Raw genomic sequence first — 14,487 nt, forward strand, 5'->3', positions numbered from 1 at the left:
TAAGGAGGAGTACTTATGAGTGATTTGAAGAAACAAAACATAAAAGATATGTACCGGCTCACTCCTATGCAGCAAGGGATATTGTACCACTATATGATGGATAAAAATTCAGACGCCTACTTTGAGCAGATATCACTTTCTATAAAAGGCATCCTGGACATTGATTGTGTTGAAAAGAGCGTTAATATCATTATTGAAAAGTATGACGCTTTGAGAACAATTTTTTTGTATGAAAATGTAGCCAAGCCCTTACAAGTAGTCATGAAGGAAAGAAAGCTGTCTGTCAGCTATGAGGATATTACCCCCCTTGCCGAAGAACTAAGGGATAGGTATATAGAAGAATACAGGGTTAAAGACAGAAAAAAGGGCTTTGACTTATCAAGGGATATTTTAACAAGATTAAGTGTAATTAAAACAGGCTACCAATCTTATAACATGGTATGGAGCTTTCATCACATCATTATTGATGGGTGGAGTCTCGCAAATATATTTAGAGAATTTATGGAAAACTATGAAGCCCTGATGAATAGCCGGGAGCCGGAGTCAGGAAAGGTATATCCTTACAGCCGCTATATCAAATGGTTGGAAGGCAGAAATCAGAACGAGGCCGCAGATTACTGGGAAACCTATCTTAAAGGTTACGAGCATCAGACAGTCCTTCCCCAAAACGGCAGGTCTGCAAGTGATGATTTCAGGATTGAAGAAACGGAGTTTAAAATATCTGAACAAATAACTAGCGATCTTGAGAAGTTTGCAGCCAAAAACAATACAACCATGAGTACCATTATAAAGACCATATGGGGGATATTATTACAGCGGTATAACAATACCGATGATGTGGTGTTTGGTGAGGTGGTATCGGGAAGGCCTCATGAAATACAGGGAATTGAGAGCATGGTGGGTTTATTTATAAATACCGTTGCAGTAAGGGTGAGTTGTGATGAGGATAAAACTTTTACCGAACTGATCAAAGAGATGCAGCAATCGGTGCTTGAATCTGACCGGTACAGTTTCTATCCTCTGGCGGATGTGCAGTCAAAAACATGCTTGAAAGATGCCTTGATACATCATGTCATGGCTTTTGAAAATTACCCTATGGATGAAGCGGTTAATGCTTCATCCAGTAATGGCATTTTAAATGTAGTTGGAATGGAAATATTCGAGCAGACGAATTATGATTTTGGGATACTCGTTGATGGCGGTAAGGAATTATCTATTAAATTCAGTTACAACTCACTGGTATATGATGGTAATTTCATAGAAAAAATCAAGGGACATTTTCAGTCGGTAATAGAAATTGTAACCGATAATCCCGATATGCATATTAGGAATATTGATATACTCACCGAAGTGGAAAAGAAAGAAATAGTACACTGCTTCAATAATACAACGGAGGAATACCACAGGGAAAAGACCATTCACCAACTATTTGAGGAACAAGCGGTGAAGACACCTGACAATGCGGCAGTGGTGTTTGAGGGTAAGCAGCTAACCTATAGGGAACTCAATGAGAAGTCAAATCAGCTTGCAAGAGTGTTGAGGGATAAGGGAGTTAAACCAGACAGCATAGTGGGTATTATGGTAGAACGCTCACTGGAGATGGTCATAGGTATATTTGGCATACTTAAAGCCGGAGGGGCATATATGCCTATAGATCCTGACTACCCTAAGGCAAGAATCGAATATTTACTCGAGGACAGCAGGATAGGGGTGCTGATTTCCCAAAAGCAATTCCTGGAGAAAGTGGAGTTTTACGGGAAGTATATAGACATAGAAGATGAAAGCCTTTATGCCGGAAACCCTATGAACCTGGAAGTGGTATGTTCACCGCAAAATTTGGCATATATCATTTATACATCTGGGTCTACAGGAAAACCTAAAGGGGTTATGGTAGAACATAAAGGGGTAGCAAATCTGGAGGCGTTTTTCAAGACCCGCTTAAATGTAAGTGAAAGCGATAGGATTATTCAATTTGCATCAATTTCATTCGACGCTGCAGTTTGGGAAATATTTATGGGACTATTGGCAGGAGCAACACTATATATATCTTCAGGCGATATTATCAATGACTATCGAAGATTTGAAGAATACCTAAATGAAAATGAGATAACTATTGCTACTTTACCACCTCCGTATCTGGCAAATCTGGACCCGGAAAAAGTAACTTCCTTAAAGAAGGTAATTGCAGCAGGTTCGGCTTCCACTCCCGAACTTTTAAAGAAATGGAGCAACAGGATTTCATATATAAATGCTTATGGACCTACTGAGACAACCGTATGTGCAACGGTATGGAAAGCAGATGATTGTGAGACGGCCGATAAGTCGGTACCTATTGGTAAACCTATTACCAATACCCGGGTGTTTATAGTTGATGAAAACAATAATCTTAAGCCCATAGGTGTTGAGGGTGAACTCTGTGTTTCCGGGGCAGGATTGGCGAGAGGATACTTGAAAAAACCGGAACTTACCAGGGAAAAGTTTGTACCGAACCCATTTATGCCTGGAGAACTGATGTATAAAACAGGAGATCTTGCAAAGTGGCTTCCTGACGGGAATATTGCATTTGCCGGCAGAAAAGACCACCAGGTTAAAATAAGAGGGTATAGAATCGAGCTTGAGGAAATAGAAGCAGCCCTTTTGAAGCATGCTGATATAAATGAGGCGGTGGTCATTGACCGGGAGGATTCAAGTGTAGGCAGGTATCTTTGCGCTTATATAGTGTCTGACCGAGAAGTGACAGTGACCGAAATAAGGGAGCTTATATCTAAAGAGCTGCCCGATTATATGATTCCATCCTATTTTATGAGGATAGCAAAAGTACCGTTAACCATAAATGGAAAATTGGACAGAAAGGCGCTGCCGCTGCCTGATGGAAGAATAAATACAGGAACAGAGTATGCAGCGCCTTCAGGTGAAGTGGAGGAAAGGCTTGCGCTGCTGTGGCAGGACATCCTTGGAATAGAGAAGGTAGGAAGAAATGATAACTTCTTTATGCTCGGAGGACACTCGTTAAAGGCAACAAGCCTTGTAGCAAGAATTCACAAAGAGTTCAATGTAGACATACCTCTTAAGGAAATATTCAAAACACCAACCATCTTAGAAATTGCCAGCTACATTGAAGACTCAAAGGAGAGCCTATATCAGTCCATTCAACGTGCTGGGGATATGGAATATTATCCCATGTCATCCGCCCAGAAAAGACTATATATATTAAACCAGCTTGAAGGAGCTGGAATCGCCTACAATATACCTGGCATAATATTGCTGGAAGGTACTGTTGATAAAGCACGTTTTGAGCAGGCTTTTCATAGTCTGATAGAAAGGCATGAGAGCTTTCGAACCTCCTTCCATATGATCGAGGAAGAGCTGTCTCAGAAAGTCCATGACAAGGCGGACCTAAGTATCATGTACCTGGAAACCAGTGAAGAGAAGGTTCCCGAAATAGTGGAGAAATTCATAAGGCCCTTTGACCTTGGAAAGGCTCCACTATTAAGAGTTGGACTTGTAAAGATTGGAGAAGCCAGACATATTATGGTGTTTGACATGCATCATATCATATCGGATGGAGTGTCCAACGACATACTGGTAAGAGAGTTTATAAGCTTATATGAAGGGAAAATACTTCCTCCACTGCGTATACAGTACAAGGACTACTCAGTTTGGCAGAGGGAATTGTTTGCAGGAGCTGCCATAAGTAAGCAGGAGGAATTCTGGCTCCAGACCTTTCAGGGAGAGATCCCTGTGCTGGATTTATCCACCGACTACCCAAGACCCGCAGTACAAAGCTTTGAAGGAGACTACATCAGCTTTGAAGCTGATAGCGAGCTTGCGGTTAGACTTAACAAGCTTGGATCAGACAATGGAGCTACATTATATATGACGCTTCTTGCTGCATACAATGTGCTGTTATCTAGATACACTGGACAGGAAGATATTATTGTGGGAAGTCCTATAGCTGGAAGGCCTCATGCTGACCTTCAAGACATCATAGGTATGTTTGTAAACACTCTGGCCATGAGAAACCACCCGCAAGGAGAAAAGACTTTTATTGAATTCTTGAAAGAAGTTAAAGAAAATGCTTTGAAAGCATACGACAATCAGGACTATCAGTTTGAAGAATTAGTGGATAAGCTGGACATAAGGAGGGATATGAGCAGGAATCCCCTCTTTGATACCATGTTTGCCATATACAATGTTGGAAAAGCAGAGCTCATAACGTCTGATCTAAGCTTCAAGCCGTACAACAAAGGGATAGAAGGCAGAATATCAAAATTTGACATCACCTTAAATGCATTTGAGACTGAGGATGGTATAGCCTTTGAACTCGAATACTGTACAAGACTGTTTAAGAAAGAAACAGTTGAAAGACTTGGGGCTCATTACATCAATTTGCTGGAAGAAATTGCAGCATACCCCGAAAAAAGGCTTTATGAAATCGAAATGTTATCACAGGAAGAAAAACAGCAAGTATTATACAGCTTTAACGATACTGCTCTCGAATATCCCCTGGATAAAACCATACACCAAATGTTTGAGGAGCAAGTGAAAAAGACTCCTGATCATATTGCAGTGGTTTTTGAAGGTAAACAATTAACCTACCGAGAACTGAATCAAAAGGCAAACCAATTGGCCAGGGCATTAAGAGAAAAGGGAGTAAAGCCTGATGATATTGTAGGCATAATGGTGGACCGCTCGCCTGAAATGGTTATAGGTATAATGTCAGTAATCAAGGCTGGGGGGGCGTACCTTCCTGTAGATCCTAATTATCCATTGGAAAGAAAAAGGTATATGATGGAGGACAGCAAGGCCAAAATTTTACTCACCCAAAATCATCTTATGGATCGTGATGATTTCGATGGTGAGATTATTGATTTATCTGATTATGATTATAATTTTATAAACGATGTGAATATAAAATGTATAAATAAGCCTGGTGATACAGCGTACATCATCTATACCTCTGGCTCAACGGGAAACCCTAAAGGTGTTTGCATTGATAATAAGAGTGTATTAAACCTGGTAGAGGGTCTGTTCCAGAGAATATATAGCAAATATGAATCACCGTTGAATGTTTGCCTCATTGCCCCTTATGTTTTTGATGCTTCGGTGCAGCAGATTTTCGCAGCACTGCTAATGGGGCATGCATTGTACATTGTACCGGAGGAAGCAAGGAAAGACGGTAAAAAGCTGCTGGACTTCTATAGTGAAAATAGGATTGATATTTCGGATGGAACGCCCATACACGTAAATATGATGTTAAATTCTCCTCCTATAGATAATAACCTAAAAGTGAGACATTTTATTATAGGCGGAGATGTTCTTCCATTTGATGCAGTAAAAGACTTCCTAAGCAGATTTGAGGATGTGCAACCTTGCATCACAAATGTTTATGGTCCTACCGAATGCTGTGTGGATTCTACGGAATATTTGATTACTGCGGCGGGGCTTAGTAGATTGGATAATATCCCCATAGGCCGTCCTTTGCCAAACACCAGAGCATTCATACTTGGTAAGAAATTAGAAGTAAATCCTATAGGTATCGCTGGGGAATTATATATATCTGGGGATGGTCTTGCCAAAGGCTATTTAAACAAGACGGGGCTTACTGCAGAAAGATTTGTATCTAACCCGTTTATAAAGGGAGAAAGAATGTATCGTACTGGGGACTTGGCAAGATGGCTGCCTGACGGGAATATAGAATTTTTAGGCAGGATGGACCACCAGGTAAAGATAAGGGGATTTAGAATAGAACTTGGAGAAATAGAGGCTCAGCTATTAAGACATGCTTCAATAAAAGAAGCTGTGGTTATTGTAAAGGAAGACCAACAGAAGAACAAGGATCTGTGTGCATATTTCGTTGGGGAAAATGAACTGACAATAACTGAACTAAGGGAATGCCTTTCAAAAGAATTGCCCGAGTATATGATCCCGGCATACTTCATGCAGCTGGATGAAATGCCTTTGACAGCCAATGGTAAGATAGACCGGAAGAACTTGCCCCACCCTGCTGCTCATTTAAATACTGGAGTAGAGTATGAAGCACCTTCAGGTGAAGTGGAAGAGAAGCTTGTACAATTGTGGCAGGATATCCTGGGGGTTGAGAAAATAGGGAGAAATGATAATTTCTTTGTGCTTGGGGGGCACTCATTAAAAGCAATAAACTTTGCAGCCAAAATTCACAAAGAGTTCAATGTAAATATATCTCTTAAGGAGATATTCAAGCTGCCGACAATTGCAGAAATTGCCAAGTACATCCAGGAAGCCCAAGAGAGTATTTATCAATCTATCCAGCCCACTGGAGAAATGGAATACTATCCTATGTCGTCTTCCCAAAGAAGGCTGTATATATTAAATCAGCTTGAAGGAGCAAGGGTGGCATACAATATGCCAGAGTTTATGTTGTTAGAAGGCAGTATTGATATAGAACGTTTTGAGAAAGCCTTAGATCAGCTGGTAAAAAGGCATGAGGCTTTCCGGACCTCCTTCCATATGGTAGATGGTGAACCGGTGCAGAAGGTCCATGATGAGGTGGAATTTAGTATCATGTACATGGAAACCGGCGAAGAAAAAGCCTCAGAAGCAGCAAATGAATTCATAAGGCCATTTGACCTTGGCAAGGCTCCTTTACTAAGAGCAGGGCTCGTAAAAATTAGAGAAGACAGGCATGTCATGATGCTTGATAAACACCATATCATATCTGACGGGGTGTCGGATGAAATACTGGTAAGAGAATTCATAAGCTTGTATGAAGGAATGAATCTTCCAGCACTTCAGATTCAGTACAAGGACTATTCCGTATGGCAGAATAAATTGTTTGCTGACGGCACAATCAGTAAACAAGAAGAATACTGGCTCCAGGCATTTAGGGGAGAAATACCAGTACTTGATATGCCGGTAGACTACCCAAGGCCGGCTATACAGAGTTTTGAAGGCGATATGGTCAGTTTTGAAACAGGCCGGGAACTTGCACATAAACTGAACAAGCTTGCCGTGGATCATGGAGCAACACTGTATATGGTGCTTCTAGCTTCATACAATGTGCTTCTTTTCAAATACACCGGACAGGAAGATGTCGTAATTGGAAGCCCTATAGCAGGAAGGCCACATACAGATTTGCAGGACATCATAGGCATGTTTGTCAATACCCTAGCTATGAGGAATTACCCTCAAGGTAAAAAGAATTTCAGCGAGTTTTTGATGGTAGTAAAAGAAAATGCTCTAAGGGCTTATGAAAACCAGGATTACCCATTTGAGGAACTTGTGGAGAAGCTTAGCATTAAGCGGGATTTGAGCAGAAATCCGCTGTTTGATACTATGTTTGTCTTGCAAAATAAAGAGGCATCAGAATTTAAGATGAATGGGCTAAGGTTCATGCCCTATGATAATGAGTTCAGGGCGTCCAAATTTGATTTGACCCTAAACGCCCAAGAGACCCAGAATAATATTGTATTTGGGTTAAAGTATGCTACTCGTCTGTTTAAGAAAGAGACAATAGAAAAACTTGGGGTCCATTTCATCAATGTACTGGAAGAGATCACAGCTTACCCCGAAAAGATGCTGTCCGAAATAAATATACTATCTCAGGATGAAAAACAGCAAATACTAAATAGTTTTAATGATACAAAGGCAGAATACCCTAGGGATAAGACTCTACATGAGCTGTTCCAAGACCAAGTGGAAAGGACACCTGATAATGTAGCTGTAGTGTTTGAGGACAAGCAATTAACCTACAGGCAGCTCAATGAAAAGGCAAATCAGCTTGCCAGAGCACTTAGAAGTAATGGTGTAAAGCAAAACAGCATAGTTGGAATAATGGTAGAAAGATCCGTAGATATGCAGGTTGGAATACTGGGAATTTTAAAAGCAGGAGGTGTCTATTTACCAATTTCAACCAAACTTCCTGGACTAAGAATAAAAAAATTACTGGAAGATAGTAATGCAACTATGCTGTTGACGCAATCACATTTAGCGGATAAAGCAGAGTTTTACGGTAATATATTACTGCTTGATTCCCCTGAAATATACATTGGAAGTGCTGAAAACCTTGATAAAATAAATAAACCAGAGGACTTAGCTTATATCATTTATACATCGGGATCTACTGGAGTTCCGAAGGGTTCAATGATAGAGCATCGAAGTGTAGTTAACTTGGTTTATGGACTAAGAAAGCTTGTCTATGAAAATTATGATAATTATTTAAATGTTGCCCTTGTGTCCCCTTACTTTTTTGACGCATCTGTAAAACAAATATTTGCGGCTTCTCTCCTTGGCCATACGCTGTTTATAGTTCCTGAGGATACAAGGCTAGATGGTGAGGGCCTTCTAAAGTACTATAACAGGAATTCAATTGCTGTTTCAGACGGAACACCAGCACATATAAAGCTTTTAACAGATACTGCCAGGCCTGGCGAAAGTCTTTCAGTTATGCAGTTTATTATCGGAGGGGAAGAACTTTCATGTAAAGGTATACAAGGTTTCTATGATCGGTTTAAAGATAATAACCCTACTATAACAAACGTTTATGGTCCAACAGAATGCTGCGTAGATTCAACTTATTACCATTTAAGCCGTGAGAAGGTGAGAAATCTAACAAGTATACCTATAGGTATGCCATTGCAGAATTATAAGATATATATACTTAATGAAGACATGAATATCTTACCGGTTAATACAACTGGTGAAATATATATATCTGGAGATGGGCTGGCAAAAGGCTATTTGAACAAACTTGAATTGACTACGGAAAAATTTGTAGCTAATCCTTTCAGCTCTGGAGAAAGAATGTATCGTACCGGTGATCTTGGAAGGTGGCTTCCTGACGGAAACATCGAATTTATAGGCAGAGTAGACCATCAGGTAAAGATTAGGGGCTTTAGGATAGAGCTTGGGGAAATAGAAGTGCAGCTATTAAAGCATCCTTCAATAAAAGAAGCTGCGGTAATTGCAAAGACAGACCAGGAGGGCAACAAGTATTTGTGTGCTTATATAGCAGGGGAAAGTGAATTTACAATATCAGATTTAAGGGCGCTTCTCTTAAAAGAACTTCCCGATTACATGATACCACAATACTTTGTTCAGCTGGAAAAGCTGCCTTTGACAGCCAATGGCAAAATAGATCGGAATAATTTACCCCAAAATGACGGTACTTTAGCTACATCAGTAGAGTATGTAGAGCCTTGCGGTGAAGTTGAGGAGAAGCTTGCACTGCTGTGGCATGATGCCCTTGGAGTACAAAAAATTGGTGTGAATGATAACTTCTTTGAACTGGGAGGATACTCACTGAAGGCAATATCCCTTATAAGCAGAATTTATGAACAGTTAAATGTTGAGGTACCACTAAAAGACTTTTATATGGCCCCAACCATAAAGGAAATTGCCCGTTTTATACACAATACGTACGCCAATGATTATATTACACCAAGTCCGGCAATTCATTTTAATTCAGCAATGGAGAGTCTTATGTTTGCATTCCCTCCAGGAGGAGGAAATGGAATAGCTTATGGTAGTTTATCAAAACAAATGAATGCTTATTCCATATATTCCTTTGACTTTATAGAAAATGAGAGCAGGATGGAGGAGTATGTGAAGGCAATTACTTCTGTCAAACCCGAGGGCCCATATATTCTATTTGGTTACTCGGCAGGAGGTAATCTGGCATTTGAAGTTGCTAAAGTATTAATTGAAACTGGACATCATGTATCCGATATAATCTTTCTGGATTCGGCTAAATCATTTGTCCTTATTGAGGAAGAAAGCGAAGATGCTAAGAAACTTGCTGAGCAACAGGATAAAGAATTTATAGAAGAAAATGAGAAACTTATAAAAGGCATGTTTGGAGATAACCAGGCAGTTATTGAAAAGGCCATTGAAAGAATGAGAAATTATCATAAATACACTAGAAGTGTTATAAACTCGGGACAGATAAACTCCAATATCCATCTTATTATATCACAGCAGCAAGACAATGAAGGTGAAGCTGATTTATGTGAAGGATGGAGAGAGGCAACAACGGGAGAGTTCAAAGTATATAACGGATTTGGCAGTCATTTTGATATGTTAAGTACAGGATATATAGATAAAAATGCGGCTATTATTAAAGAAATATTGGAAGAGATCAACCAATAGTTCAGATATAAGGGGTAGATATAATGGATAAGATTAAATTGTTTTGTCTGCCGTATGCAGGAGGTTCTGCAGCAGTATATAAATATTGGGAACAATACTTGCATGATAGGATTGAGCTTTTCCCGATTGAGCTTGCGGGAAGAGGCAGCAGGATTGGTGAACCGTTTTACGGAAGTGTTGAGGAAGCGCTTGAAGATATACACCGTATTATCATAAGCAACCTTGAAGAACAACCTTATGCGTTGTTTGGCCACAGTATGGGCAGTGTACTTGTATATGAACTTGCCTATAGAATAAAGGAGCTCGGACATCCATATCCTGTCCATATGTTTATTTCCGGCAGATATCCTCCGGGTTTTGTAAGTAAGAAGAAGGTACTCTATGATTTGCCGGATAAGGAGTTTGTGGATGAGGTATTTAAGCTGGGAGGCACGCCCAAAGAGGTTCTGAAAAGCAATGAATTAATGGAGTTGTTTTTACCGATACTCAGAGCGGATTTTAGAATTACTGACACATACAGGCACATTGAAAAAAACGCTAAGCTTGACTGCGATATAAGTGTATTGTGGGGAAAAAGAGAAAAGGGAGCCACTATTTTTGACGTTGCAAAATGGCATGATTATACGTCCAAAAGTTGTAAAATTCATATGTTTGACGGGGATCATTTTTTTATACACGATTACAAAAAGGATGTAGCAGCAATAATAAATAGTAGTCTCATCGACTTTGCAGACAATGGTATGTGAAGACTGAAGTTTATTTAAAATTTAATATGAAATCAAGAGGCTAAGTTTTTAGGTTGACTTTAATGACCTGTAGACTTAGCCTCTTTCCAGTCTAATCAAAAATTTCAAGAAAGTAGAACCTACGTCCTATTGGAATTATTTTCATGTTTCTGTATTATCAGAATTGTAATCATTTGTTTAATCGCTTTAATTATGGAATGAACTTGAAGTATTTGTGAAAACAAAGGGGGGGAAATAGTGCTGATAAATGTTGAAAATGAGCAACACAGGAAAATATCAGAAGAAAAATACAAGGAGGTTTGAAAATGACTAGCAAAAAGTTTTCTTTTAAAGCCACATCACTTTTGGTAGTTTTAGCAGTATTCTTATCCACCTTTTGCGCAGTCTTGCCGGTGAGCGCAGCCGCTAGGGGAGCATGGGCACCAAATACTGCCTATGCAGTAAATGATACAGTAACATATAGTGGAAGTACTTATACCTGTCGTCAGGCACATACTTCCCTCGTAGGTTGGGAACCACCTATTGTTCCTGCTTTATGGGAGAAAGGCGGCAGCGGAACTACGCCACCTACAACACCGCCAACAACGCCACCAACAGGTCCTTCAGTAACAAAGCCTTCCGAAGTTCCAAGCCACATATGGACATACACAATGAATGCGGGCGATAAATTCGGTAAAGGCGGAGATTTTGCTTTATTGCTGAGTGCTGTGATCAAAAAGGAAAGTAGCTTTGGAGCAGGCTTACCAGGCAGTCCATCAGCCGGCGACGGATTGATGCAGGTAGAACCAAACACACGTAATGCTTATTTATCTCAATTCAGTTCAAAATTTGGCCGTGCTTATAATCACGGCAGTGAACAAGATCAGGTATGCTTGGGCGGACTGATTTTAAATGAAAAGATTACTAGATTCGGCAACATATATAATGGCTTATTACACTATAACGGAGGAGATAACTGGTATCCGGGAACTACAGACTCTTATGGCCGTCCTATTCTGGCCAATCAATATGCAGATGCAGTTTACGCTACTTATAAGGGCTATGGCGGTAAGAACTAAGGTGGATTTTAAAAAAAGATAAGCAAAATCGGGCTGAAAAATGCGTTTTTTCAGCCCGATTTTTTTAGGGCCTGTACGCAAACTGTACAACTCGTAGAAATCTAGTAAAATAAGGCACATGAGACGAAGATACGAGTTAACGGATGAAGAATGGAATATAGTTGACCCCCTGTTGCCCCCAGCCCGAAAAAAACAGGGAGGACGTCCGCCCAAGGATCGGCGCCAGATGCTCAATGCCGTGCTTTGGGTTGCTCGAACGGGCGCGCCATGGCGGGATTTACCGAGTTACTATGGCCCTTGGTCTTCAGCCTACAGCTTTTTCTGGCGGCTACAAAAAGCGAATATTTGGGGTGAAATACTGAAGCATGTCGCCATCGAGCCGGATTGGGAGCAGGTCATGGTCGATGCCACCATCGTCCGCGTCCATCAACATGGAGCGGGCGCAAAAGGGGGCAGGACCGGCAAGCAATCGGACGTTCGCGCGGAGGATTAACTACCAAAATTCATGCGATGGTGGATGCGCTCGGCTATCCGCTGCGTTTCGAATTGACGCCAGGACAAGACCACGATTCTGTCACCGGCTATCGCCTTCTTCATGAACTGGACTTCTGCCCGGGCGAAGTGTTGGCTGATCGCGCCTACGATACCAATGCCATTCTGGAGCTTTTGCAAAGCCGAGCGATCACTCCGGTTATCCCAAGCAAACGCAATCGGCGGGTAAAGCGCCCGTTAGATTCATCCGACAGGACATGTCGGGTGATAGGAACATTATCTCATTAATTGCTGCGAAAATCGCAGCTTTTTTATTTTATGGGATAAAGTTCTTGTCAAAACCAAATGACAAGAACTTTATCCCATTTCCGATTTTGACAAGAATATTATCTCATTCCTGAAGAATCAATCCGGGTTATTGAATCATTTCACGAACGAGCAGCGACTATCATAGGAGCATCCCTTAAATCACAGGCTTGATCGTTCACAGCCGAAAGTGGAAGATCTATAATCTTAGGATCATCATCGGAAGTATTGAGAAGCACATAGACGAATTGAAGACTGTATACATTTTTACAATAAGATACGTGCCTGTTATCTTCTGTCGCAATTTCAAATCAGGAGACAAGAACATGGTCCCATTGAAAATCACTATTATAGCGGCTTTTTTGTTTTATTGGAACAGGTTCTTGTCCCGATTGCCGTAATGAATACAAACATGATCCAATTAACAATTAGACATTTATCTATACAGTTGCAAAATAGCAAATGTCGTTATGCTTACCTCAGAAATTTCAGAGTAAGACTTTAAATTTCATCAGTGGGGAGACGATTCCCCTGATCCGCCCCATGTGCTCTTCTACTGCCATTTGCAGGAGCGCTATAAGCTTTACTACAAAACCGCAGTGAAAGAAACAGACCACTTCAGATTGAAATAAAAGTAATTTAAGTAATTTAGTTTAAGAAAAAGGAGTGCTTAAAGTCGATCTGAAAAATGCCTGTTAGTGGTCTTGGAGCACTTAGTGATCTTAATGCACCTTCATATCTATTCTCTATATTAACTGACCCTCGCATCAAAAACATCGAATAAGATTGATCAAGGAGTGGATTTTGAATAATGATATCTTTAACCCACAGTAACAACCATCATCAGATTCCAAGTGGTTTTTCGAGAACATTTTAACAACCTGCGAAAATGATCGTCAATCGAATTGATGTAATTTGACATAGGCTTAACAATTAATAAAATTCTTGGTTTCGAGGGGTGATTGGAGAAATGTAGCTTTAGTTCAGCAAACCTGGAGCTGTCATATATACGAGTGAGACAAAATGGAATCAACCCGGGCAATACCAAATCTGCGCTGCTAAGTGTCATTTCCTCCGTTGTGGCAGATGTGGGTTCCTCTCCATAGGACGTCATGTACCAGGATTCATCATCTCTCACGTCTACATGTTGCAGCTCAGCCTCATCTACCGTTGTACCCATACCGGAACTCGTTGATACGATTGAATTCATTGGAATAGATGGATTTTAACCTGAAAAATATCGAGGGAAAATCATTTTTTTCAGCACTATATTGTACAACCGGTTGTCTATAAAGTGGGATGTAAACGAATACAACAATTGAATTCATCATGTTATTATGAATCCACAGCAAGAAAGAAGTTAATCCTGCTGAGTAAAAGGAAATATAAAACAATTTGCAAGGAGGATTTTTTCAACCCTAGCTTCGAAAACTAACATACCAGGAGGAATTAACATGTCAAATTCAAAAATTAAAATCGCCGTAGCTTGTGGAAGCGGAGTAGCAACTTCTACTATCGCAGCAGATGGAGTGAAAGAGGTATTAAAAGAAGCAGGAATTGAACATTACGATATCATTAAAACGAGTATGACGGAATTACCGAATATTATTGACAACGTCGATATTGTTCTGACAACTAATAATTTTAAAACCGATGAAAAGCCATATATGAACATCATGGGATTTGTAACAGGGCTTAATGAAGAAAAATTGAAAAATCAATTGGCTGAAAAACTGCTGGATTTAAAAAATAGTTAAGGT

7 protein-coding genes are annotated in these 14,487 nt (G+C 40.2%); 6 read left to right on the plus strand and 1 reads right to left on the minus strand.

Translation table 11 applies throughout. The annotated features are described in order from the left end of the window. The first annotated feature begins 15 nt into the window (after positions 1-15). The 5 genes from T3H97_RS12780 (at position 16) to T3H97_RS26420 (ending at position 12,709) form a co-directional block, all read left to right on the plus strand. Complete coding sequence (locus T3H97_RS12780) at positions 16-10,125, plus strand: non-ribosomal peptide synthetase (protein WP_328802757.1); 10,110 nt, start codon at positions 16-18, stop codon at positions 10,123-10,125. A 23-nt stretch (positions 10,126-10,148) separates the two neighbouring features. Next, a complete protein-coding gene (locus T3H97_RS12785; RefSeq protein WP_025721395.1) occupies positions 10,149-10,871 on the plus strand; it encodes a thioesterase II family protein in 723 nt (240 codons plus the stop codon). Positions 10,872-11,176: 305 nt separating this feature from the next. Beyond that, complete coding sequence (locus tag T3H97_RS12790) at positions 11,177-11,929, plus strand: carbohydrate-binding protein (RefSeq protein ID WP_190299361.1); 753 nt, start codon at positions 11,177-11,179, stop codon at positions 11,927-11,929. 118 nt (positions 11,930-12,047) lie between these two features. Next, positions 12,048-12,422: an IS5 family transposase gene (locus T3H97_RS12795; protein ID WP_039275226.1), complete on the plus strand. Its 375-nt coding sequence runs from the start codon at positions 12,048-12,050 to the stop codon at positions 12,420-12,422. Between the two features lie 17 nt (positions 12,423-12,439). Next, positions 12,440-12,709, plus strand: a complete 270-nt coding sequence (locus T3H97_RS26420) for a transposase (protein ID WP_442955617.1) — start codon at positions 12,440-12,442, stop codon at positions 12,707-12,709. Between the two features lie 838 nt (positions 12,710-13,547). Here the strand turns inward: T3H97_RS26420 and T3H97_RS12800 are convergent. Continuing rightward, complete coding sequence (locus tag T3H97_RS12800) at positions 13,548-13,907, minus strand: hypothetical protein (RefSeq protein ID WP_328799884.1); 360 nt, start codon at positions 13,905-13,907, stop codon at positions 13,548-13,550. Positions 13,908-14,181: 274 nt separating this feature from the next. On the opposite strand from T3H97_RS12800, the gene T3H97_RS12805 reads away from it, so the two are divergent. Next, complete coding sequence (locus T3H97_RS12805) at positions 14,182-14,484, plus strand: PTS sugar transporter subunit IIB (protein WP_034095039.1); 303 nt, start codon at positions 14,182-14,184, stop codon at positions 14,482-14,484. Positions 14,485-14,487 lie beyond the last annotated feature (3 nt).

Source organism: Paenibacillus sp. LX16, from assembly GCF_036252815.1.
Taxonomy (GTDB): domain Bacteria; phylum Bacillota; class Bacilli; order Paenibacillales; family Paenibacillaceae; genus Paenibacillus; species Paenibacillus polymyxa_B.